The sequence below is a fragment of the Crossiella sp. NPDC003009 genome (assembly GCF_053591555.1).
Window position 1 is genome coordinate 14,338 of sequence record NZ_JBSFUA010000022.1, and the last position, 21,828, is coordinate 36,165.

21 protein-coding genes and 1 tRNA gene are annotated in these 21,828 nt (G+C 71.8%); 9 read left to right on the plus strand and 13 right to left on the minus strand.

Features of this window, described 5'->3' with window-relative positions:
- Positions 1-2: 2 nt before the first annotated feature.
- A complete protein-coding gene (locus tag ACWDY5_RS22660) occupies positions 3-1,418 on the minus strand; it encodes a hypothetical protein (protein WP_449724161.1) in 1,416 nt (471 codons plus the stop codon).
- Between the two features lie 128 nt (positions 1,419-1,546).
- The gene (locus ACWDY5_RS22665; RefSeq protein ID WP_449724162.1) at positions 1,547-2,251 is read right to left on the minus strand and encodes a lysophospholipid acyltransferase family protein; all 705 of its coding nucleotides are present in this window, start codon (positions 2,249-2,251) and stop codon (positions 1,547-1,549) included.
- A 142-nt stretch (positions 2,252-2,393) separates the two neighbouring features.
- Here ACWDY5_RS22665 and ACWDY5_RS22670 point away from each other — a divergent pair, with 142 nt between their 5' ends.
- From ACWDY5_RS22670 to ACWDY5_RS22685, 4 genes are all read left to right on the plus strand, one after another.
- Positions 2,394-2,531, plus strand: a complete 138-nt coding sequence (locus ACWDY5_RS22670; protein WP_449724163.1) for a hypothetical protein — start codon at positions 2,394-2,396, stop codon at positions 2,529-2,531.
- Positions 2,532-2,595: 64 nt separating this feature from the next.
- Positions 2,596-3,474 carry an ABC transporter ATP-binding protein gene (locus ACWDY5_RS22675; protein ID WP_449724164.1) on the plus strand — a complete coding sequence of 293 codons (879 nt, stop codon included), beginning with the start codon at positions 2,596-2,598 and terminating at the stop codon, positions 3,472-3,474.
- On the plus strand, positions 3,471-5,066 hold the full coding sequence (locus ACWDY5_RS22680) for an ABC transporter permease (RefSeq protein ID WP_449724165.1): 1,596 nt from the start codon (positions 3,471-3,473) through the stop codon (positions 5,064-5,066). The genes ACWDY5_RS22675 and ACWDY5_RS22680 overlap by 4 nt, the downstream gene beginning before the upstream one ends.
- A 121-nt stretch (positions 5,067-5,187) precedes the next feature.
- Positions 5,188-8,400: a S8 family peptidase gene (locus ACWDY5_RS22685; protein WP_449724166.1), complete on the plus strand. Its 3,213-nt coding sequence runs from the start codon at positions 5,188-5,190 to the stop codon at positions 8,398-8,400.
- Here the strand turns inward: ACWDY5_RS22685 and ACWDY5_RS22690 are convergent.
- Genes ACWDY5_RS22690 through ACWDY5_RS22710 form a run of 5 tightly spaced genes read right to left on the minus strand, consistent with a single transcriptional unit; the run spans position 8,357 to position 10,865 of the window.
- Positions 8,357-8,902 (minus strand): hypothetical protein, encoded by a 546-nt coding sequence (locus ACWDY5_RS22690; protein ID WP_449724167.1) that lies wholly within the window; start codon positions 8,900-8,902, stop codon positions 8,357-8,359. The genes ACWDY5_RS22685 and ACWDY5_RS22690 overlap by 44 nt on opposite strands.
- Before the next feature lie 54 nt (positions 8,903-8,956).
- Complete coding sequence (locus ACWDY5_RS22695; RefSeq protein WP_449724168.1) at positions 8,957-9,097, minus strand: hypothetical protein; 141 nt, start codon at positions 9,095-9,097, stop codon at positions 8,957-8,959.
- Positions 9,094-9,654: a hypothetical protein gene (locus ACWDY5_RS22700; RefSeq protein WP_449724169.1), complete on the minus strand. Its 561-nt coding sequence runs from the start codon at positions 9,652-9,654 to the stop codon at positions 9,094-9,096. The genes ACWDY5_RS22695 and ACWDY5_RS22700 overlap by 4 nt, the downstream gene beginning before the upstream one ends.
- Positions 9,644-10,132 (minus strand): hypothetical protein, encoded by a 489-nt coding sequence (locus ACWDY5_RS22705; RefSeq protein WP_449724170.1) that lies wholly within the window; start codon positions 10,130-10,132, stop codon positions 9,644-9,646. Before ACWDY5_RS22705 ends, ACWDY5_RS22700 begins: the two co-directional genes overlap by 11 nt.
- Before the next feature lie 19 nt (positions 10,133-10,151).
- The gene (locus tag ACWDY5_RS22710; protein ID WP_449724171.1) at positions 10,152-10,865 is read right to left on the minus strand and encodes a hypothetical protein; all 714 of its coding nucleotides are present in this window, start codon (positions 10,863-10,865) and stop codon (positions 10,152-10,154) included.
- 89 nt (positions 10,866-10,954) lie between these two features.
- Here ACWDY5_RS22710 and ACWDY5_RS22715 point away from each other — a divergent pair, with 89 nt between their 5' ends.
- The gene (locus tag ACWDY5_RS22715) at positions 10,955-11,479 is read left to right on the plus strand and encodes a MauE/DoxX family redox-associated membrane protein (protein WP_449724172.1); all 525 of its coding nucleotides are present in this window, start codon (positions 10,955-10,957) and stop codon (positions 11,477-11,479) included.
- On the opposite strand, the gene selB is transcribed toward ACWDY5_RS22715, so the two are convergent.
- From selB to ACWDY5_RS22730, 3 genes are all read right to left on the minus strand, one after another.
- Complete coding sequence (selB, locus tag ACWDY5_RS22720) at positions 11,439-13,136, minus strand: selenocysteine-specific translation elongation factor (RefSeq protein WP_449724173.1); 1,698 nt, start codon at positions 13,134-13,136, stop codon at positions 11,439-11,441. The genes ACWDY5_RS22715 and selB overlap by 41 nt on opposite strands.
- The gene (selA, locus tag ACWDY5_RS22725; RefSeq protein WP_449724174.1) at positions 13,136-14,464 is read right to left on the minus strand and encodes an L-seryl-tRNA(Sec) selenium transferase; all 1,329 of its coding nucleotides are present in this window, start codon (positions 14,462-14,464) and stop codon (positions 13,136-13,138) included. Before selA ends, selB begins: the two co-directional genes overlap by 1 nt.
- 12 nt (positions 14,465-14,476) lie before the next feature.
- A tRNA-Sec gene (locus ACWDY5_RS22730) sits at positions 14,477-14,571 on the minus strand.
- A gap of 85 nt (positions 14,572-14,656) precedes the next feature.
- On the opposite strand from ACWDY5_RS22730, the gene ACWDY5_RS22735 reads away from it, so the two are divergent.
- Complete coding sequence (locus tag ACWDY5_RS22735) at positions 14,657-15,397, plus strand: Clp protease N-terminal domain-containing protein (RefSeq protein WP_449724175.1); 741 nt, start codon at positions 14,657-14,659, stop codon at positions 15,395-15,397.
- On the opposite strand, the gene ACWDY5_RS22740 is transcribed toward ACWDY5_RS22735, so the two are convergent.
- The 3 genes from ACWDY5_RS22740 to ACWDY5_RS22750 all read right to left on the minus strand — a co-directional run bounded on the left by ACWDY5_RS22740 (position 15,398) and on the right by ACWDY5_RS22750 (position 18,154).
- The gene (locus ACWDY5_RS22740; protein WP_449724176.1) at positions 15,398-16,819 is read right to left on the minus strand and encodes an alpha/beta fold hydrolase; all 1,422 of its coding nucleotides are present in this window, start codon (positions 16,817-16,819) and stop codon (positions 15,398-15,400) included. It abuts the gene before it with no gap.
- Between the two features lie 74 nt (positions 16,820-16,893).
- Positions 16,894-17,268 carry a hypothetical protein gene (locus ACWDY5_RS22745; RefSeq protein WP_449724177.1) on the minus strand — a complete coding sequence of 125 codons (375 nt, stop codon included), beginning with the start codon at positions 17,266-17,268 and terminating at the stop codon, positions 16,894-16,896.
- A gap of 286 nt (positions 17,269-17,554) precedes the next feature.
- Positions 17,555-18,154, minus strand: coding sequence for a TetR/AcrR family transcriptional regulator (locus ACWDY5_RS22750; protein WP_449724178.1), 600 nt, complete (start codon positions 18,152-18,154; stop codon positions 17,555-17,557).
- 97 nt (positions 18,155-18,251) lie between these two features.
- Here ACWDY5_RS22750 and ACWDY5_RS22755 point away from each other — a divergent pair, with 97 nt between their 5' ends.
- The 3 genes from ACWDY5_RS22755 (at position 18,252) to ACWDY5_RS22765 (ending at position 21,819) form a co-directional block, all read left to right on the plus strand.
- A complete protein-coding gene (locus ACWDY5_RS22755; RefSeq protein ID WP_449724179.1) occupies positions 18,252-19,742 on the plus strand; it encodes a carboxylesterase/lipase family protein in 1,491 nt (496 codons plus the stop codon).
- A gap of 599 nt (positions 19,743-20,341) precedes the next feature.
- Positions 20,342-20,944 (plus strand): transposase family protein, encoded by a 603-nt coding sequence (locus ACWDY5_RS22760; RefSeq protein WP_449724180.1) that lies wholly within the window; start codon positions 20,342-20,344, stop codon positions 20,942-20,944.
- A gap of 20 nt (positions 20,945-20,964) precedes the next feature.
- Positions 20,965-21,819 (plus strand): hypothetical protein, encoded by an 855-nt coding sequence (locus tag ACWDY5_RS22765; RefSeq protein ID WP_449724181.1) that lies wholly within the window; start codon positions 20,965-20,967, stop codon positions 21,817-21,819.
- Positions 21,820-21,828 lie beyond the last annotated feature (9 nt).

Sequence of the window (21,828 nt, forward strand, 5' to 3'; positions counted from 1 at the left end):
CGTCAGCTCGCGGTCAGGCGCCGGCCCGACTCGATGCTGGCGCCCAGGTTCTCCGTCCGGGCAAGGGATTCGCGGAGTTTCGCGGCGTGCTCCTCAGTCGCCGCGCGCAGCCCCCGGTCGATGAGCTCGGCGGGGCTGGGCACCGTGTCGGTGGTGGCGTTGAGCTCCTGCCAGTACGACACCAGCTGGCCGCCCAGCGCGAGCTCAGCGGGCAGGTCGGTGGCGGTGGGCAGGGGCCAGGCCAGGTCGTGCGCGGTGGCCGGGTTGGTCACCGAGGCGAGCAGGCCCAGCGCGGTGCGGCCCACGTCGGCGGCCGGGTTGCCGAAGGCCATCTGCACCACCGGGTGGTTGACCAGCCACCACAGCATCCTGGCCCGCGCCTGCTGCCGCGCGCGGGGCGGGGCCAGCCACAGCGCCAGGTTGGCGTAGTACTCGCCCATCTTGGCCGCCACCGCCGGTTCGGACAGGAAGCCGAACAGGTTGATGTTGAAGTAGTGGTGCCAGGTGGAGTCGGCCACGATGCGGCCCACCCCGGCCGCGTGGCCGTCGTAGGTGCTGACCACGCCGTAGACCGAGCCGTTGCGCTTGTCGGTGCCACGGGCCACGATCTCCGGCTTCGGCTGGCCGAACGGACCACTGGGCCAGACCTCGGCGGGATAGCTGTCCGGGATGCGCAGCTGCCCCTCGTGCATGTGGTCCGGGAACACCGCGATCGGCCCGCGCTTGCCGCTGAAGAGCGGGTGCGGCCGGCCGGAGGGCAGGTACCGCTTGAGGATCAGCTGTTGCGGGTGGTGGTCGGCGTCCATCGGGATCGGGTTGTTGATGTCGCTGCCCCGGTCGTCGGGCTGGTGGGTGTTGTGGCTGAACTCGATGCTGGAGTCCGGCAGTCCCTCCCACACCCGCAGCTCGCCGGCCCTGGGCACCCGGTGCGAGATGGCCCGGCCCAGGTTCAGCAGCTCGTCCAGGGCCGGGTCCGCGCCGGACGGCTTCGGGTTGGAGTGGTCGCCGGTGACCAGCACACCGCCACCGGCGTCCATCCAGGCCCGCAGCGCGGCCACCTCGGGATCGGTCAGCTCGTTCTCCGGCTCGCCCTGACCGGGCAGGTCGCACGGCGCGATGCCGAAGAACCAGACCTGGTCGTACTTGCCGAGCAGCTCGGCGGTCAGTTTGTCGCTGGCGTGCCCGTTCCCGTGGCGCTGCACCAGGTCCAGCCGGAAGTCGGTGTGGAACGGCGCGTTCCGCTCGGTCAGGTCGCGCAGCAGGCCGACGCCGAAGGGCGCCACGTTGTTCAGCTGCACCTGGAAGACGGAGTCGGTGTAGCACAGGATGCGCTGCACCGGCTTGTCCGCGTACAGCTCCGCCAGGCGGTGACCGGGTTCGGGCTGGGCGATTGCGCCCACAATGACGTTGTCGCTCATGGTGTTTCCCCCATGGGCGGTGACTCCCGTCGCCCCCTGCGACGAACACCGCCCACTTCCAGGTATACCGAAACCCCGGCGCTGGAGAGGATCACCCTGCCCTTAAGGGAACCCGGAACTTCTCGCGGTCAGGCGGCCTGCCCCGGCTGTGGCAGGCCCGGCGGGGTCTCGCCGCGCAGGGTGCCCAGCAGTTCCTGGAGCCGCAGCAGGATCAGGTCGGTGACCTCCTGCAGCAGCTCCCGGTCCACCGGCCGGGAGCGGAAGGCGGACAGGTCGAGGGGTTCGCCGATCAGGAAGTCCACCGTCTTGCGCGGCAACGGGCGGAACCGCTTGCGCGGGGCGTCCAGGATGGCCTTGGTGCCCCAGCGTACGACCGGGATGATCGGCACGTCGTGCGCCAGCGCGAGCCGGGCCGCGCCGGTGCGGCCGAGCACCGGCCAGCCGTCCTCGTCGTGGGTGAGCGTGCCCTCCGGATAGATCACCACGACCTTGCCCTCCTCCAGGGCGGTGTCCCCGGCGCGCAGGCTGTCCCCGGCGGCGGAGGTGCCGCGGTATACCGGGATCTGGCCGGTGGCCCGGAACACGCTGCCCACCACCAGCACCCGCCACAGGCTGTGCTTGGCGAAGAACCGCGGCACCCGCCGCTGCTGGTGCACGAACACCGCGTCCAGCACCGGATCCAGGTGCGAGGGGTGGTTCATGATCAGCAGTGCCGGGCCCTCGGCGGGAATCGCGCCGCCCGCGGTGCGGCGCCGGGCCAGCAGCCACGTCACCGGGTACAAGATGGTGGCGGTCAGTCCGACCCAGAACCCGCCGCGTTCCCTGCGCTTCATGCCACCACAGTAGGTGGCTTGATCGGGCAAACACCCCGAATGCAGTCTGTCCCATACCTCGTATGCCTGATTAGTCTGATATGTCCGGTTCATCGGATGATTGGGGCAGGGGATGCGCGGGATGGTGCTCGGGGGAGTGCTGGTGTTGATCTCAGTCGCCGGGTCCACGGCGCACGCCGCGCCACTGGTGTCGGTGGGCGATGTCGTTGTGGCTCCGTGGATCCAGATCGGTGACGTGGACGTGCTGGAGGACGTGCTGGAGCACATCACCGTCGAGTGATCTCCGGCGCCTTTACGCGTTTCGTACGTTCACAACTTTATGAAAACTCTGTAGATTCATCGGTGTGACTCCAGTGATCGAGGTGTCCGGCCTGGTCAAGAGCTATGGCCGGACCCGCGCCCTTGACGGGCTTGACCTCGCCGTGGCGGCGGGGGAGGTGCACGGCTTCCTCGGCCCGAATGGGGCCGGCAAGTCGACGGCCATCCGGGTGCTGCTCGGCCTGATCCGCGCCGACGCGGGGCGGGCCCGGCTGCTCGGCGGCGATCCCTGGCGGGAGGCGACCACGCTGCACCGGCGGCTGGCCTACGTGCCGGGCGATGTGCACCTGTGGCCCGGCCTCACTGGCGGCGAGGCGATCGACCTGCTCGGCAGGCTGCGCGGTGGTCTGGACCCCGCGCGCCGGGCCGAGCTGCTGGCCCGGTTCGAGCTGGATCCCCGGGTGCGCGGGCGCGCCTACTCCAAGGGCAACCGGCAGAAGGTCGCGCTGGTCGCCGCGTTCGCCGCCGACGTGGAGCTGCTCATCCTGGACGAGCCGACCTCGGGGCTGGACCCGTTGATGGAGGCGGTGTTCCAGCAGTGCGTGGCCGAGGAACGCGACCGGGGGCGCACGATCCTGTTGTCCAGCCACATCCTCTCCGAGGTGGAGGCGCTGTGCGACCGGGTCAGCATCATCCGCGCCGGGCGCACCGTGGAGACCGGCACGCTGGCCGAGCTGCGGCACCTCACCCGCACCTCGATCACCGCCGAGCTGACCGGGCCGGTGCCCGCGCTGACCGGGGTGCACGATCTGGCCGTGGACGGCAACCGGGTGCGCTGCCAGGTCGAGCCCGAGCAGCTCGCCCCGGTGCTGAAAGCCTTGTCCGGGGCCGGGATCAGCTCGCTCGCCAGCCATCCGCCGACCCTGGAAGAACTGTTCCGCCGGCACTACGAGGCGAGCCGATGACCGGCACTGGGCTGCTGTTCCGCCTGTTCCTGCGCCGCGACCGGCTGCTGCTGCCCGCCTGGGCCGGTCTGGTCACGCTGCTGGTGCTGGGCACCGCCGCCCAGTACGCGCGCCTGTTCCCCACCGCCGAGCTGCGACAGGCGTTCCTGGCCGAGGTCACCGGCAACACCGCGCTGAGCGCCTTCACCGGCCAGGTGCACGGCGCCGGGCTGCCCGCGCTGACCGCCTGGAAGATCGGCGACATCGCCTACGCGCTGGTCTCGCTGATGGCCATCCTGATCACCGTACGGCACACCCGCGCCGAGGAGGAGTCCGGTCGCGCCGAGCTCCTCGGGGCCGGCGCGATCGGCCGCCACGCCGGGCTCGCCGCCGCCCTGCTGCTCACCTGGACCGCGGCCCTCGGCACCGGCGCGCTGGTCGCGATCGGCTTGCCTGCCATGGGATTCCCCGCTGTCAACGCGTTCGCCCTCGGGCTCGCGGTGGCCGCGCCCGGCCTGGTGTTCGGCGCGCTGGCCGCGGTCACCGCGCAGCTGACCCCGCGCGCCCGCACCGCCACCGCGCTGGCCGCCACCGGCTTCGGCCTGGCCTACCTGCTGCGCTTCCTGGCCGACGGCAGCGGCCTGCTGTGGCTGCGCTGGCTCAGCCCGACCGGCTGGAGCCACCTGCTCGAACCCACCGGCGACCCGCGCTGGGCCGTGCTCCTGCTGCCGTTGCTGGCCACGGTGTCGCTGACCGCGCTGGCCTTCTTGCTGGTCTCCCGCCGCGACCAGGGCGCCGGCGTGCTGCCCATCCGGCCCGGACCCGCGACCGCCGTGGGGCTGCGGTCGGCCTTCGGCCTGGCCTGGCGGCTGCACCGTGGGCAGCTGCTCGGCTGGACCGCCGGGTTCGCGGTCGCCGGGGCGGCCACCGCGACGGTGGCCAACGGTATGCCGGAGATCGCCGGTCGCGGCGGCCCGGCCATCCAGGAGTTCTTCCGCCGTTATGCCGCCAGTCCGGAGGCCGGGATCGCCGACACCTACCTGTGGCTGATTTTGCTCAGCCTCGGCGGCGTGGCCGCGCTGTACCCGATGCTGGTGGCGCTGCGCCTGCGCACGGAGGAGGCCGACGGCCGGGCCGAGCTGACCCTGTCCACCACGGTCGGCCGGATCCGCTGGGCGCTCAGCCACCTCGCCTTCGCGCTGCTGGGCACCGCGGTGATGCTGGGGGCGGGCGGCCTGGCCGCCGGCACCGTGCACGTACTGTCCACTTCGGACTCGACTCAGCTCGGCCGGGTGCTGCTGGGCGCGCTGGTGCAGGTCCCGGCGGCCTGGACGATCGGCGCGGTCGCGGTGCTGGCCTTCGGGTTCCTGCCCAGGGCCGCCGCGGCGATCTCCTGGTCGGTGTGGCTGCTGTGCAACCTGCTCGGCGAACAGCTCGGCCCGGTGCTCGGCGTGGACTACTGGCTGGCCAACCAGATCGTGCCGTTCCACCACATCCCGAAGGTGCTTTCCGGCGGCGAGTTCACCACACTGCCGCTGCTGGCGCTGACCGCGGTGACGTTGGCGCTGGCCGGAACCGGTTTGCTCGGGCTGCGGCGGCGCGATCTGGGCTGAACCCGCCAGCCGGGTGAGGCCGTCACCTGCCTGGTGGCTACACTCGTTGCGCCAACCCAGTGATACTCCGCCGGTGTCCTGGAATGCCGACCGCCAAACAGGTGGTGTCCACTTGGTCCGAATGGCCGCGCTGGTCGTGGTAGCCGCCCTGCTGCCGGTGGGAGAACCGGCCGCGGCCAGCCCTGCCGCGCCCATTCCGGCGGCCACAAAGGACAATCGGACCGTGACCCTGGTCACCGGCGACCGGGTGCGCCTGGCCACCGCCCCCGACCGCACGGTCACCCTGCTGGTGGAACCCGCGCCCGGCCGGGAGAAACTCGGCTTCCTGCGCGAGACCAGCACCGGCAAGGACGGCGTCCACCACCGGGTGGTGCCGGCGGACGCGGTCCCGCTGCTGGCCGAGGGCCGCCTGGACCCGCGCCTGTTCGACGTCACCACCCTGGCCCGGCAGCCCGCCGGGGACACCCCGGTCCTCCTGACCTACACCGGCGCCCGCGCCGCCGGGGTCGTCGGCGGCCGCACGGTCCGCGCGCTGCCCGCGATCAACGGCGCGGCCGTGCGCGCCAAGGGAGCCGAGTTCTGGGACTGGGTGCGCACCCGCCCGGCCGGACTGGGCAAGGTGTGGCTGGACGGGACCGCCCAGCCCACCCTGGCCGCCAGCGTGCGGCAGATCGGTGCGGCCGCCGCCTGGCGGAGCGGGCTCACCGGCAGCGGGGTCACCGTCGGCGTGCTGGACTCCGGCGTCGACGGCGGGCACCCCGACCTGGCCGGAAAACTGCTGGCCCAGCAGGACTTCACCGGCACCCTGCCGCAGGGCGGCGACGACCTCGGGCACGGCACGCACGTGGCCGGGATCATCGCCTCGGCCGGCCGCGAGTACCGCGGGGTCGCCCCGGACGTGAAGCTGGTCAGCGGCAAGGTGTGCGTGGCCTTCGGCTGCCCGGACTCGATGGTCATCGCCGGGCTGGAGTGGATCGCCCCGCGCGCCAAGGTGGTCAACCTCAGCCTCGGCGGCGACACCACTGACGGCACTGACCCGGTGTCCAGGGCGCTGAACACGTTGAGCGCCAAGCACGGCACCCTGTTCGTGGTGTCCTCGGGCAATGACCGCGGCATCGACCCCCCGGACCCGCTGGCCGGGGTCACCGCACCCGCCTCGGCCGACGCCGCGCTCGCCGTCGGCAGCGTCACCGCCGAGGACACGCCCAGCCCGTTCACCAGCCACGGCCCGCGCCTGGGCGACCACGCGGTCAAACCCGACATCGCCGCACCCGGCAGCGGCGTCGTCTCCGCCCGCGTGCCCGGCACGCCCACCGGTGACGCCGACCCGGTCGACGAGCGGCACAGCAGGGCCAGCGGCACCTCGATGGCCGCCCCGCACGTCACCGGTGCGGCCGCCCTGCTGCTGCAACAGAATCCACAGTGGACGGTCGACCGGCTCAAGTCGCAGCTGATGAGCTCGGCCACCCCGACCGCCGGTGTCTTCGACCAGGGCGCTGGACGAGTGGACGTGGCCCGCGCGATCAGCCAGTCCGTGCGGGACAGCGGCAGTGTCAGCTTCGGGTTCCTGCCCTACCGGCAGTCCGCCACCAAGACCGTCCGCTACCACAACGACGGACCGGCCCCGGTCACGCTGAACCTGGCCCTGGACGAGAACCCGGCCTTTGCCTTGTCCGCCAACCAGGTCACCGTGCCAGCCGGGGGCAGCGCCGAGGTCGCGGTCACCGCCCGCTCCACCGGACCGGCCGGGCCGCAAGGCATCCGGCTCACCGCCACCGCGCCAGGGATCTCCGTGCGCACCGCCCTCGGCGCGGTTCTGGAGCCCGAGAGCTACCACCTGACCTTGAAGATCCGCAGCCGTGGCGGCAAGTTCAGCGCCGCCCTGGCCCAGGCCGTGGACACCAGCACCGGCGCGGCCACCGGACCCCGCTTCGACGCCGCCGGCACCGCGGTCCTCCGGCTGCCCAAGGGCCGCTACGACATCAACGCGCTGGACCTGGCCGAGCAGTCCACCGTGGTGACCCTGTTGTCCCGCACCGGACTCAGCCTGACCCGCGACACCGAGCTGACCCTGGACGCGACCACCGCGAAACCGGTCCGCGCCACCGTGGACCGGCCCGGCGCGCGGCACCAGTACGGCGAGTTCGGCCTGGTCTCCGGTGAGAGGTCCGGCGTACGCACCTCCACCCTGTCCTGGACCTCCGGCCCCGGCCAGCAGCTCTTCGCCGCCGCCACCCCCGGCCAGGTCACCGACCACACCTACGCCTACTTCCAGCGCGCCACCCTCGGCCCGGCACACCCAGCCACCGGCCCGGTCCCGTACCTCTACCACCTGGCCTTCCTGGAACGCGGCCGCATCCCGGCTACCCTGGACCGCCGCGTCCGGGACCACGAGCTGGCCACAGTGGACAGTCGCTACCACGACCAGGGCCGCCCGGCCACCGGCCAGCGCGCCGACTACGCCCGGCTCCCGGTGCCCGGCACCACCAACGGCATGCTGATCTCCTACCCGCTCGCCCTGCCCGCCCAGCGGGTCGAGTACTTCACCGCGCACCCCGACGTCACCTGGCAGCAGCTCCTGGTGCTCCGCCCGCCGGATGAGTCCGACGCCGAACTGCACTGGTCCGTGCGCACCCTGCGCCCCGGCCGGTCCACCACGGGCTGGAACCGCGCCCCGTTCGGCCCGGCCTTCGGCGACCCGGAACGCGGCTGGGGCGCGCACCGCATCGGCGAGAGCCTCCAGTTCGGCGTGCCGCTGTTGTCCGGCAACGATCCCGCGCTGGTCACCGAGCCACCGCCGGTCGGCATGACCGGCCGCACCACGCTCTCCCGGGACGGCCGGCAGCTGGGTGTGGCCGACACCCCTGGTTCCGGCGTGTTCCCCGTGCCCGTCACTGGTGGCCGCTACACCGTGCACGCCAGCGCCACCCGGACCGTGCCCTGGTCCGACCTGGGCAGCCGCGCCGAGGTCAGCTGGACCTTCCGCGACGCGGGCGAGGGGAAACCGTTGCCGGTGCTGGCCGTCCGCGCCACCGGCCAGGTCGACGAGCACAACCGCGCCCGCGCCGGAGCGCCCTACCTGCTGAACCTGTCCGCGCACCACCAGCCTGGCGCGCCCACCGCGCCGATCACCGCGCTGACCGCCGAGGTCTCCTACGACGAAGGCCGGACCTGGACCCGCAGCCCGGTGCTGCGCTTCGGAGCCAACGGCCACACGCTGCTGAACCACCCGCGCGGCAACGGTTTCGTCGCGCTCCGGCTCACCGCGGCCGACGCCGACGGCAACTCGGTCACCCAGACCGTGTACCGGGCATACGGACTGTCGGATCGCTGAGCAGCAACACCAGCAGCGCCAGCAGGAACGCGAGCCCGAGGAGCAGGGCGAGGACGCGGCGGTGGCGGGTCCACGCCGCGTCCCACGCCCCACTCTCGCCGAAGCGCAGGTTCGCCGTGGTCATCAACGCCCGCCCCAGGCCAAAACCCAGCCCGGCGCACAGCGCGGCCGGCACGGAGGCCAGGAACAGCACCGCGACCGCGGCCACGTACGGCAGCCCGCTGGGCAGATAGGTGCGCGCCCCGGTGCCCATCTCCAGCCCGAACTGGAACGGACCGGCGTGCCGCCCCAGCCGGAACACCGTCTCCGGCACCAGCCGCCGGTTCTCCGGCAGCCGGATCCGCAGCCAGCCGAGCTCCTTGCCCAGCACCACGACCAGCATCAGTCCGACCAGCAGCCAGGGCACCGGCGCGGGCAGCGGGGCGCGCAGCAGCGAGCCGACCACCACCAGTACGGTCGCGGTGACCAGGCCGCCGCCCAGCAGTCCCAGGCAGAAGGCCACCGCCGGAGTGCCTCGCCAGACCGGCGAGCTCAGCACCAGGGCCGAGTTCCGGCTTCAGGTGGAGCCGCTGGTCGCGAACCCCGAGGCCGCGCCCATCGCCAGCCAGCCCGCCAGCACGGGCAGACCCGTCGCGGCGGCGGCCAGCGCGAGCACCGTGGCGGCTCCGGCCAACGGATGCCAGTGCAACCTGCTCACAGCACGGGAGCCCGGCAGATCGTCAGGTATGTCTGTCCATTCTGGCCTGGACCCCAGAACGTCGAATAGCCGTCCGAACAGCGCCACACCTTGCCGTCCGGGGTGGTCCACTTCCACGCGTTCTTGGTGGTGGAGGTGCCGCAGGAGGTGGAGACCGGCACGTGCTGACTCTGCACCGCGCCGTTCTTGTAGGCCCCGTACTTGTGCCAGCCCTTCTCGCAGTACACCGAGCCGCGCCAAGTGCCGGACAGGCAGGCCGCGTAGGTGTTGACGTACGCGCCGGTGGTGTCACCCACCTCGGCGTAACCGTTGGGGTAGGCGTCCTTGCAGTCGTTGCGGTCCCAGCCGGACAGGGCGTACGGACCGGCCTCCGCGCCGGCCGGTCGCGCGCCGAACAGGTTCAGCGCGCTCGCGCCCACCGTGACCGCACCCAGCGCGAGGGCCTTGAACAGGGTGCGGCGGCTGCCGGTGAAGTCCAGCTCGCGCAACGCGGTGGTCGGCCGCGCGTCCGCGGGGGCCTGATCGGTGTCCGGGATGTCGTTGAGGTCAAGCGGCATCGGCGTGCCCCCGCACCACGATCCGCTGCCATTCGGCCAGCACCGTGTCCACCTCGGCCACCCGCACCGGCAGGTGCACCCGCTCGGCCCGGCCCGCGCCGTCCACCAGCATCAGCACCGGCGGCGACAGGTGCGAGACCGCGCGCCACACCTCGGCGTCGCTGACCACCTCCAGCTGGCCGGACACCTTGGCCCACAACGCTTCCGGCTCATGCGTCAGCAGCACCGAACCGGGCGCCACGGCCAGCAGCCGGTCCAGCACGGCGTGGCAGAGCGGACAGCCGGAGTCGGCGGCCAGCACGATCCGCCGCCCCCGCCCGGCGAAGCGGGGGCCGAGCAGCAGCTCCGGCGGGGCGGCCGCGAAGGCCTCCGGGCTGCGCCGGACCTCGTTGCGCAGCAGGCGGATCTCCCGCAGCACCGCGGCGAGTCCGAGGAACAGCACCAGGATCGCCACCCAGGTGATGATGTTGAAGGCCATTTCCGGTGACATATCCGTCTCAGTTCGCCTTGTGCCAGACCACGTTGATCTCGTTCAGCCAGTCCAGCCGTTGCCGTTCGGTGGTCGCGCCGGTGTCACACAGGTGCACCTCGGCGGTGCCAGCCGGGCAGCCCAGCACAAACGCGTGCTCGCTGGCCCGCGACGACCCTTCCGCGCCAGGATAAGGGGTTTTCCACACCTCGCCGTGCCGGGTGCGCGCCCCGGCGAAGCGCGGGGTGAGCGCGGCGGCCTGGCGCGGACCGGGAATGGACAGCGAGCCGTGGTCCCGGACGGCCAGGATGAGCTGCTCGCTCATCAGCTCCAGCATGGTCGCCGAGTGCGGCCGCACCACCATCCCGGCCACGGTGTCGTGCACCCGCAAGGAGTTGAACAGCGCGAACACCGCGTCCCGGTGCGGCGCGGGTCCGGAGTAGACGGTCATCAGCTCGTGGTAGACCCCGAACAGGGTGGCCAGCGAGGACTGCCCGTCGGTGGCCTCGGCGACCACGACCTCCCTGCCGTGCACCAGGAACCGCTCCCGCTGCCGCATCGGCGCGACCCGGGTGACCGCGAACTCGTGGTAGCCGCGTGACCCGATCTGGAAGCCGGTGCCGTGCACGCCACCGGCGAACCGGACACCCGCGGCCACACTGGACACCGGGGTGTGCGCGGGCAGCGTGACGCTCACCCGGCGCCCGCTGGGCGCGGTCAGCGTCAACTGCTGGGTCGCCATCACCTTTCCTCTCGCCAGGGCTGGTTCATGAAACACGGCCGAAGAGACGATCAACAGCCATCATTCGGGTGTCCGGCTAACCTCATCGAGTGTTCTCCGCCGTGCTCAACGCCTGTTCGCTCGGCGCCGCACTGCTCCTGTTGGTAGCCGGACTCAGCCACCTGCGCGAACGTCTGCTTTTCCTGGGCACGCTCCGTGCGCAACGCCTGCTGCCACCGGCCCTGCACCGCCCGGTGGCCTTGCTCACGCCGATCACGGAACTTCTGGTCGCGGCCCTCACCACCGTCACCGTGCTGCTGCCCTCCGTCCCGCGCGCCCTGCTGCTGCCACAGACTGCCCTCTACCTGGCCTTCGCTACATACCTGGGCATCTTGGTGCGCACCAGGCCGGGCACACCCTGCGGCTGCTTCAACTCCCGCTCCCCGGCCACCTGGGCGACGGTGGCGCGCGCGGTCCTCGCCGCCGCCGCAACCCTGGTGACCACGTTTGCGCCGCCGCTGCCGGAAGGCTGGCTGCTGCCCACCCTGGCCGCGAGCCTCCTGCTCGCCGCGATCGGCTGGCTGGCTCCGGTGTTCAGCGCAGGCGGCGGGACGAGTCCGCCAGCCGCTCGGTGATCCCGCGCCGGTCCAGCAGTTCCAGCAGCGGCACCGCTACCCGGCGGCTGGTGCCCAGTGCCTGCCGGGCCTGACTCACCGTGAACGGACCAGCGAGCCTGGCCAGCACTTTCGTGGCTTGAGTCACCGCCTCGGGTAACAGCACCACACCCTCGGCGACCCGCAGCAGCCGCCCGGCCCGCACCGCCGCCGCCAACTCCTTGCCACCCAGCCCCAACTCGGCCAGCCTGGCCGAATCCGGTGCGGCGAACGGGTTCCCGGCCAGGTCCGCCGCGAGCGCGCCCAGCGCCTGCTCGATCCGCGCGGGCAGCACCGCGCCACCAACCCGCCCCGCCGACACCGCCAGCCCCGCCGCGTTCGCCAGCGGCTCGACCAGCGCCACCTCGGGCAGGTCCAGCCGCTGCCGCAGTGCCTCGGCGGGCATCCCCGGTTCCAGCGGGTGCGCCTGCCGCCATAACTCGACCTCCCCGGGCGCGCGCCGAACAAGCGCGGCCCAATGCTCCGGATCGGCGTGCCAGTCCGCGAATACCGGTTCCGGCGCACGCAACCCAGCGGCCCGCAGCTCGGCGGTCCGAGCGAAACCCTTGGTGCGCAGCTGGATCGCCAGCGGATCAGTGGTCAGCTCGGCCGCCCTGGTCGCGCTCCCGCCCCGGCGCAGTGGGCGCGGGTCAAGATCGATGACCTCCGCCCCGCCCAGCACCTCGCCCCGGCCGGGATCGCGCAGCAGTAGCCGATCCCCGATCCGCAGCGGCAGGGGCCGGGCCAGCCGCAGCCGGGCCCCGACCGTCCCCAGTGGACGGATCCGCACGGGCACCGCGGCCGATCCCAGGTGCGCCACCAGTTCCCCCGGCAGTTCGGCCTCAACCAGGACGTCCACGACGGTCGCGGTGCGCCAGCGGCCGGGGGTGAGCAGCGCGTCCCCGCGCACCAGCTCGGCCCGGTCGACCCCGCGCAAGTTGACCGCGACCCGCGCCACCGCGTGCACGGTGTCGCACTGGCGGCCCAGGGTGTGCAGGCCGCGCACCCGGAGCAGCTGCCCGGTGGAGGCGAGCTGGAGCTCCTCGCCCTTGGCGATGGTGCCCGCGCTGAGTGTCCCGGTGACCACCGTGCCCGCGCCGCCCACGGTGAACGAGCGGTCCAGCCACAGCCGCACATCCGCCGCGGGCTCGGGTGCCGGCAACCGGTCGGTCAGCGCGAGGATCGCGGCCCGCAGCTCGTCCAGTCCCTGCCCGGTGGTCGCGCTGAACACCACGTGCGGAACCTCGCCCAGATGCTGTTTCGCTTGGCGCAGCGTGGTTTCCGGGTCAGCGAGGTCGGCGCGGGTGATGACCAGCAGCAGGTGCCGGACGCCGAGCGCGCGGATCGCGGCCAGGTGTTCGGCGGACTGGGGTTTCCAGCCCTCGTCCGCGGCCACCACGAACAGCACCGCCGGCACCGGCCCGATCCCGGCGAGCATGTTGGGCACGAACCGGTGGTGTCCCGGCACATCGACGAAGGCGATCTCCTGACCGGACAGCGTGGTCCAGGCGAAACCGAGGTCGATGGTCAGGCCGCGGCGGCGTTCCTCGGCCCAGCGGTCCGGTTCCATCCCGGTGAGCAGGCGGACCAGGGTGGACTTGCCGTGGTCGACGTGCCCGGCGGTGGCCACCACCCGCATCAGCGCGGCACCGCCAGCACCGCCGCGCGCAGCCGCTCATCCTGGTGCGGGGCAACGGTGCGCAGGTCGAGCAGGCAGCGTCCCCGTTCCACCCGGCCGACCACGGCCAGCGCGCGCAGGGCGGCGGCGTAGTGCTCGGGCAGGCTGACCGCGGCACTCGGCAGCGGCACCCCCGGCGCGCCACCACCGCCGACCGCGGCGACGCTCTGGACCGCCACTGCGTCCACACCGGACCCGGCCAGTGCGGCCGCGAGCTGCTCGGCGCGGGCCAGCAGATCGGCCTGGTCAGCGGAAAGTGCCTGCGCCACCGGGGTTTCCGGTCCGCGCAGGGTCGCCTCCAGCGCGGCCAGGGTGAGCTTGTCCACCCGCAGCGCGCGGGCCGCTGGATGCCGCCGCAGCCGCTCGACCAGGTCCGCCTCACCGAGCAGCAGTCCGGCCTGCGGCCCGCCGAGCAGCTTGTCCCCGCTCGCCGTGACCAGGGTCGCGCCCGCGCGCAACGCCGTGGTGGCATCCGGTTCCGCCGGCAGCAGCGGATGCGGGTGCAGCAGGCCGGAACCGATGTCCACCACCACCGGCACCCCGAGACCGGCCAGCTCGGCAGTGTCCACAGTGGACGTAAAGCCGGTGACCTGGAAGTTGGACGGGTGCACCTTGAGGATGAAGCCGGTGTCCTGGCCGACCGCCTCGGCGTAGTCGCGCAGGTGCACCCGGTTCGTCGCGCCGACCTCGTGCAGGCGGGCGCCGGTGCTGCGCAACAGGTCCGGGATGCGGAAGCCGTCGCCGATCTCCACCAGCTCGCCGCGGCTGATCACCATCTCCCGTCCGGCGGCCATGGCCAGCGCGCACAGCAGCAGGGCGGCGGCGTTGTTGTTGACCACGTGCACACCACCGGCCGCCGGCACCGCCTCGGCGAGCGCGGCCAGCGCGTCCCGGCCCCGGCGGGCGCGGGCTCCGGTGGCCAGGTCGAACTCCACGTCGGTCGGCCCGGCGGCCGCGGCGAGGGCGGCCACGGCGGCGGGGGAGAGCGGGGCGCGGCCGAGGTTGGTGTGCACCAGGACGCCGGTGGCGTTGAGCACCGGGCGCAGGCTGCTGGCACCCGCGGGCAGCGCGGCCAGCGCGTGCGCGGCCACCTGGGCGGGGGCGATTTCACCGGAACGGGCGAGGGATTGGGCGCGAGTGATGGCGGCCTTGACCGTGTCGCGGCCGAGGGTGGCGGCAGCCGAGGCAAGGCGCGGGTCGGCCAGCAGGGCGTCGGTGCGGGGGATGTGCCTGCGCGGGTCGGCTGGCGGTGTGCCGGTGCGCGGGAGGTGGCTGCGCGGATCGGTCATCGGAGCCCCGGGTGGCGGAGGCGGACGGGAATCGAACCCGCCAGCGACAGCTGCTGCCGCTCAACGGTGTTGAAGACCGCGCCGGTCACCAGGCCGGATACGCCTCCCTGAGCCACCAGGCCATCTTGCCAGTAGCTAGATACGTCAACCCGGGGTTGACGGCGATCACTGCGTCAACCTAGAGTTGACGGCATGGACAACGCACCCCGACTTGACGAGCTCATCGCCGCCATACGGCGCATGTCGGTCCTGCGCAACCAGGACCCCGACCACGACGCCCTGCACCAGCTGGAGGACGCCGTGGTGCTCGGCGAACGCCTCGGCGAACTCGCCGACCACCTGATCGGCCACTTCGTGGACCAGGCCCGCCGCAACGGCGCGTCCTGGACCGAGATCGGCCGCAGCATGGGTGTCACCAAACAGGCCGCGCAGAAGCGGTTCGTGCCCAAGGAAGGCGGCGAGACCCTGGACCTCACCCTGTTCAGCCGGTTCACCGACCGCGCTCGCCAGGTGGTGGTCGCCGCGCAGGACGTGGCCCGCGAGGCGCGCAGCGGCAAGGGCACCCCGGAACACCTGATCCTCGGCCTGCTGGACCAGTCGGAAGGCTTGGCGGCCAAGGCGATCCTGGCCCAGGGCGTCACCCTGGACCAGGTCCGGGACGCGGTCACCCCGCTGCTGCCGGAACCGGTGGCGGAGATGACCGTGCAGGTCCCGTTCACCCCGGCCGCGGTGAAGGTGCTCGAACTGACCGGCCGCACCGCGCTACGCCTCGGTCACAACTACATCGGCACCGAACACATCCTGCTGGGCGTGCTGGCCGAACAGGACTCACCCGGCGCACGAGCCCTCGCCGAGCTGGGCATCACCGCCGAGCCCATCGAGGCGTGGACGGTGGCCGAGCTGGAGAAGATCATGAAGCGGGTCCAGGGCTGATCAGCCACGCGCGGGCGGGATCGGCGCACCCGCGCAGGACTCGTCAGAGGTCTTGCCGGTGTCGAAGAACTCAACCGCCTTGGCCGCGCACGGCAGGTCCAGCAGCGAACCGTGCCGGTCGTCCTCGACCGTGAGCAAGGCACCGCCGATTCGTTCCCGCATGGCCCGGGACCACTCGATCGGGGTGATCTCCTCGTGCGAGTGCCCGACCAGCTGCAGCGGACTGGTGCCGCCGGCGAACTGCCACGGCGTCGCAGGCAGCGGCCAGCCGACGCAGCGGTCGTCGTACTTGCCGTAGCCACCGGAGACCGGGAGTTTCGCGACCAGTTCCTGGCGGCTGCGCCAGATCTCCTCGAAGTCGCGGGTGCCGGCGGAGTCGTTGCACAGCACCGAGGTCTGCTGGAACGGGCTGAAGCCGACCTGCTCGCTGTCCCAGCCCAGCATGGTCTGCTCCCTCGGCGGTGCGGCCGGCTCGCGCTGGGCGCCGTCACGCAGTCCGGCCAGCCGCCGGGCGGACTCGGCCCAGTCCCGGCGGGCGGGGGTGATCAGGTCGTCGAAGACATCGAGCTCGCTGGTCTGCCGGGCGCGCAGGTCCAGCAGCGCCTTGCTCACCGCGGGCCCGGTCGCGCCGAAGCGGTAGACGTCGTTGTTGCGGGCGATCCAGGCGGCGAACTCGTGGAAGGTGTTCTCCCGCGCGGTCATTTGACCGCGGTCCATCTCGATCAAGTCCAGGGTGGGCGCCATCACCGAGTCGAGCAGCATCTTGTCCACGTGCTGGTCGAACAGCGTGCGGTACTGCGCGCCCAGCGCGGTGCCCCAGGAGATGCCGTAGTAGCCGATCTTGCGCTCACCCAGGGCCAGCCGGATCCGGTCCATGTCCCGCGCGATGTTGGCAGTGGAAAGATTGCGCATGAACTCGGGATCGGCCGCAACACACCGCTGGTGGTTGCGGCCGTCCCGCTCAGCCACAAAACGCGCCCGCTCCTTCGGCGACAACCCGGGATCCGGCTGGGTCCGGTCATCCGCGCAGGTCACCGCCTCGCTGTAGGCGACCCCGCGGGGCGCGAAACCGATCAGGTCGTGGTGCACGCCGATGCCGGCGGCCTTCGACCGCAGCACCGAGCCCGGCATGCTCATACCGGACCCACCGGGACCGCCCGGGTTGAACAGCACGACCCCGTCGCGGCGGCCACTGGCCTTGATCCGGCTGATCGCGATACCGAAGCCGCGCCCGCCGGGCTTGGCGTAGTCGACCGGCACGGTGACCATCGCGCACTCGGTGCGGTCGTCGCTGGGCGACCAGCGGTGCGCGATCTCCTTGCAGGGCCGCCATTGCAAGGGGCTCGCCGCGGCGACCCCGGGCGCCAGCGGGAGCAGCACCAGCCCGGCCAGCAGGGGGCCGAACAGTTTCTTGATCTGCATGCGCCCACCCTGACCGCGGCGGCGCTCGAGCTGCTCAGCCGATCGGCCGATCCGGGCGGCGAACGGCTGGTTTCTCAGAACACCCGCTGGAGCAGGTGCAGCGCGAACACCGCGTCCGCGAGGAACAGCACACCGGGCAGCAGCGCCGCGACCAGCCAGTACGGTCGCCTCGGCACCGCGGCCCAGCGGGTGATGAACCGGTTGGCCAGGAACCACAGCGGCAGGAACAGCAGCCAGCAGACCCCGGCCATCATGATCGGGATGTCGATGCCGTCGCGCGCCGGGTACGCGGAGAAATCACCCAGCCGGTAGGCGATCGCGGAGAAGAACATGCGGGTGAACAACAGCGGGAAGTACGCGGCCACCCCGAGCGCCAGGTTCACCACCACCCCGACCGACCAGCCCAAACCCGCGGCCCGGCCGGCCCGCGCCACCGCCACATCCGCCACCACGCCGCCCCAAGCAGGCTCAAGGACGGCCCTCGGCCCCCCGGTATCCAGTCTATCGCCGGTTTTCGCCGACCCCGTGTTCGCGAAGTGTTGGCCGAATTCGCGCTCTGGCTCAAGTTTTGTGGTCCGGCAACAGATTGCCATTGCCACGCCAGGAGGGTTCGTTGCGGAGCAGGTGGAATCCGGCGCGGCCGAACATCTGGCGCTAGAGCATCTTGATCCGAGGCCGGGGAGCGGCCGGCCTAGAGCTGATCTTGTCCCCACCTGCCCCCGTGTCCGGGGCAGGTCACGTACTCCTGAACAGCCGGTCCAGATGCACGTCGATCGCGGCGAGCGCGTCCTGGGGCTCGATCACGTCGAGTTCGATCAGGGAGGTGAAGCCGGTGAGGGCGAGGAGCAGGTTGGTCTCGGTCGCCGGGTCGCGGCCGGAGTCGATGTGCCCGTCGGCGATCGCCTGGCGGACCAACTGCTCGACGACGGCCCGCCCTTGGACGAGGCCGCGGCGCGCCTGCTCGTGCACGGACTCGTCGTGCAGCGCCTCCAGGACGTAGGCGGCGCTCATCCGGCTGGTCGCGCGGGCGTCGGCATGCAGGGGGAGCATTTCCGCGAGCGTCAGTCGCAGCACGTCACGGGGGTGCGGACGGTCACCGAGTTTTTCGAGTCCCTGGTGTACGCGCACCGAGGTCTGCTCGGACGCGAAATCCATGGCGAAGGAGAGCATGGCGGTCCGGGAGGCGAAGTAGTGCTGCAGCTGCCCGAGTGACATGCCCGCCTCCTGTGCCACCACGCGCATCGTCAGCTGTGTGACGCCGCGCTGCTCCACCACCCGCCACAGTGCGCGGGCGATCGCTTCGCGGCGTCCGCGGTGATCCACCTGTTTCGGCATCGCCGGCCCCTCCCTCGTACCCCAGGACTGTTCCAATACAGTTGACATAATACACTTGACCCGTAATCCTGGGGTTCACTCGAGGGAAGGAATCGTCATGTCCGAACAGCCAAAGGTACGGACCACGGAAGGCGTGGTGCAGGGGCGCCGGCGGCAGGGGCACGCGGTGTTCCGCGGCATCCCCTACGCCCAGCCCCCGGTCGGAGCGCTCCGCTTCGCCGCGCCCGCGCCGCCGCACCGCTGGGAGGGGACGAGGCAGGCGGTCGAGTTCGGCCCCGTGGTGCCGCTGTCCCTGCCGATCGACGTGCCCCCGCAGGGCACCGACTGGCTGACGCTCAACGTCGGCACTCCGGATCCCGGCGCGGCGGGACTGCCGGTGCTGGTGTGGATCCCCGTGGGCGGCTACCTCTCGGCGGCGTCGAGCGACCCGATGTTCGACCCGGCAGCGCTGGCCGAGGCGGGAGTCGTCGTGGTGACCATCAACTGCCGCGTGGGCGCGGAGGGATTCGCGTTCCTCGACGGCGTGCCGCCCAACCGCGGATTCCTCGACCAGATCGCGGCGCTGGAGTGGGTGCAGCGCAACATCGCCGCCTTCGGAGGCGACCCAGGCCGGGTCACCGTGGGCGGGGTGTCCGCCGGGGCGGGCTCGGTCGCCGCCCTGCTGACGATGAAGTCCGCGCGCGGCCTGTTCCGGCGGGCCATCGCCCATTCGGTGCCGGGGCTGCACAGCACCCCCGCGCTGGCACGGCAGGTCACCGCCGCGTTCGCGGACCGGCTCGGCGCGGCGGCCCCCACCGCCGAGGCCCTGCGCGACATCGACCCATGGCACCTGGCCGCCGAGCTCACCTCCTTCAACGCCGGCCTCCACGCGCACCGGGAGAGCTGGGGACGCCTCACGGAGGCCGGCACCGCGCTGTGCCCCGTCGTCGACGGCGAGGTCCTCCCGGAAACGCCTTGGCCCGCGCTGACCGGCGCGCGCGCGAGCGGGACCGAACTGCTCGTCGGCCACGCCCGGGACGAATTCCGGTACTTCAGCGTCATGAGCGGACGGTACGGCACCTTCACCGAGGAGGACGCCCACGCAGCCCTGGAACTGCTCGCCCCGCAGCCGGACGGCGCGCGGGCCTACCGTGCCGCGTTCCCGCAGGCGGGCCCGGAGGAGCTGGTGGAGACAGTGTACTCCGACGCTCTCTTCCGCATGCCGTCACAGAAGCTGGCCGAGGCGAACGCCGCAGCCGGCGGCACCTCGTACCTGTTCGAACTGTGCTGGGTTGCCCCGGTCCTCGGCGGCGTCCTGGGCGCCTGCCACAGCCTCGACGTGCCCCTGGCGTTCGGCACGCTGGACAGCCCCGTCGGCACCCAGCTCATCGGCGAGGAGCCCACTCCCGAGGCCGTCGCGCTCTCCCGCGAACTCCAGGAGGCATGGGTCCGCTTCGTCACCACCGGCGACGCGGGCTGGTCCGCTCACCGGCCCGGCGGGCACCTCACCCGCGTCCTGGACACCGAGTCGAAGACTCTGCCCTACCCCGAACAGGCATCCCGCCAGATCTGGGAAGGCCACTTCCCCGCCCCCTTCGATCTCTCGTAATTGTCCGGGTCGGCTTCTACGACTGCGACGCCGCCACTCACCTGCCCATCGGGGACAGCGCGAAGTGGCGTACAGCCAGGCAACACCCGGCCCGCTTGGCATCAGATCCCACCCGAGGGTGACGGACGACATCACGAGCTGGGAGAGGGCCCAGGTCACGGATGATCCCGGCCAGCGCCCGGATGGGCTCGCTCTCCGCCTCCCTCCGCCACACCAGCGCGTACGGCAGCGGCTCCAGATCGGTGATCGGCAGGTAGGCGATGTCCGGCCGTGCCCAGTAGCGCACACGGGGCGGCCAATCGGTCATAGTTCCAGGGCCACGAAGGGGGTGTCCCAGTAGGCGCTGGCCTCGTCACGTCGGTCCTCCGCCGCGGTGATGTGGCTCGGGTTGGTTTTGTCCGCCTGATGCGGATCTGGCTCAGGTTTGTGGTCCGGTAACGCATGGCAACGTGTGCCGCACCAAGATCACATCGGCTTAGCAGCGTGATCGACATCGTTCGGTCGTGTGTTGTGAGCATGACTCGTGTGCGGGGACGTCGTTGCTGGGTTTGACCAATGTGGTGGTGACCGATCTCCAGGCCGAGCCTGGGGAGTTACGCGTGACCATTCGCTCCGACGCCGCTGGCGCGGACTGTCCAGCGTGGGGAACGTGGTCGGCGCGGGTGCATGGTCGGTACTCGCGGTCGTTGACCGACCTTCCGTCGACTGGCCGGCGCACGATGCTTGTTTTACGGGCTCGGCGTTTCGTGTGTGCGGATGCGGAGTGTCCGAAGCGGACGTTCGTGGAACAGATTCCTGGTGTGACACGGCGGCATGGCCGCTGGTCGGAGCGGCTGCGCTCGACTCTGGAGAAGATCGGCCTCGCATTGGCCGGACGCGCGGGTGCCCGGATGTGCGGTGTCATCGGCGTCCGGGCCAGCCGCAGCACACTGTTACGGCTGGTCTGTGCTCTGCCAGACCCGTCACCACCGGCCCCGGTAGCGGTCGGCATCGACGACTACGCCCTGTGCAAGGGACACGTCTACGGAACCGTGGTCATCGATGCGGAGACTCACAGGCCGCTGGACCTGTTGCCCGACCGGCAAGCCGAGACCGTGACGGCGTCTGCCGGGACCGCGGCCCGACCTACATCGACGGCGCCACAACCGGTGCGCCGCAGGCCATTCAGGTCGCCGACCGATGGCACCTCTGGCACAACCTGATCCAGACCGTCGAACGCTGCATGTCCGGGCATTCTGCCTGCATCCGCACCGCCACGGCCGAAACCCCGGCCGCGGCGGACACGCCCGCGACCAACACTGAGGACGAGCATCCCGGCACCCCATGGCCCACCGGTCATCGGTTCGCAGATCGTATCCGTGCCGCCCACGCCGCGGTGCACGAGCTGCTCGCTGCCGGGCACAGTCAACGGGCTGTTGCCCGACAACTGCGTATGGGCGGCAAAACCGTCGCCCGCTACGCCCGCGCCGCCACCCCGGCGGCGCTGTTCACCGGCCAGTGGCAGAACCGACCCACCGAACTGGACAACTACAAACCCTATCTGCACCAACGCTGGACAAGCGGCTTCACCAACGTCTGGGCGTTATGGAAGGAGATCACCGCCCAGGGCTACACCGGCGGCTATGGCGCAGTCAGCGCCTACATCCGCCCCATGCGCACCACACCACAACCAGTCGGCACTCGACCACCGTCAGCACGCGCGGTCGCCGGATGGATTGCCACTCCTCCAGACGACCTCGACGAACCACACCGCCTCACCCTCAAATCCGTGCTCGCCCACTGCCCGGAACTCGACGCCCTCACCCGCCACGTCCGTGCCTTCGCGGACATGCTTGTCCATCTGCGAGGCGAGCGCCTTCCGCAGTGGCTCGCTGATGTTCAAGCCGACAACCTGCCCAGACTGCACAACTTCGCCGCTGGCCTCCACCGAGACCTGCCCGCCGTCACCGCCGGGCTCACCCTGCCGTGGAACTCCGGCGCTGTCGAAGGCCACGTCAACTGGATCAAGATGTTGAAACGCCAGATGTTCGGCCGCGCCGGATTCCGGCTACTCCGCACACGCGTTCTGCTGTCATGACAATCCGTC

Coding starts and splice junctions, on each gene's coding strand:
- ACWDY5_RS22685 (WP_449724166.1), top strand. CDS start 5,188: ATGGCCGCGCTGGTCGTGGTAGCCGCCCTGCTGCCGGTGGGAGAACCG.
- ACWDY5_RS22755 (WP_449724179.1), top strand. CDS start 18,252: ATGTCCGAACAGCCAAAGGTACGGACCACGGAAGGCGTGGTGCAGGGG.
- ACWDY5_RS22665 (WP_449724162.1), bottom strand. CDS start 2,251: ATGAAGCGCAGGGAACGCGGCGGGTTCTGGGTCGGACTGACCGCCACC.
- ACWDY5_RS22765 (WP_449724181.1), top strand. CDS start 20,965: ATGTCCGGGCATTCTGCCTGCATCCGCACCGCCACGGCCGAAACCCCG.
- ACWDY5_RS22660 (WP_449724161.1), bottom strand. CDS start 1,418: ATGAGCGACAACGTCATTGTGGGCGCAATCGCCCAGCCCGAACCCGGT.
- ACWDY5_RS22735 (WP_449724175.1), top strand. CDS start 14,657: ATGGACAACGCACCCCGACTTGACGAGCTCATCGCCGCCATACGGCGC.
- selA (WP_449724174.1), bottom strand. CDS start 14,464: ATGACCGATCCGCGCAGCCACCTCCCGCGCACCGGCACACCGCCAGCC.
- ACWDY5_RS22705 (WP_449724170.1), bottom strand. CDS start 10,132: ATGGCCTTCAACATCATCACCTGGGTGGCGATCCTGGTGCTGTTCCTC.
- ACWDY5_RS22740 (WP_449724176.1), bottom strand. CDS start 16,819: ATGCAGATCAAGAAACTGTTCGGCCCCCTGCTGGCCGGGCTGGTGCTG.
- ACWDY5_RS22750 (WP_449724178.1), bottom strand. CDS start 18,154: ATGCCGAAACAGGTGGATCACCGCGGACGCCGCGAAGCGATCGCCCGC.
- selB (WP_449724173.1), bottom strand. CDS start 13,136: ATGCGGGTGGTGGCCACCGCCGGGCACGTCGACCACGGCAAGTCCACC.
- ACWDY5_RS22700 (WP_449724169.1), bottom strand. CDS start 9,654: ATGCCGCTTGACCTCAACGACATCCCGGACACCGATCAGGCCCCCGCG.
- ACWDY5_RS22710 (WP_449724171.1), bottom strand. CDS start 10,865: ATGGCGACCCAGCAGTTGACGCTGACCGCGCCCAGCGGGCGCCGGGTG.
- ACWDY5_RS22680 (WP_449724165.1), top strand. CDS start 3,471: ATGACCGGCACTGGGCTGCTGTTCCGCCTGTTCCTGCGCCGCGACCGG.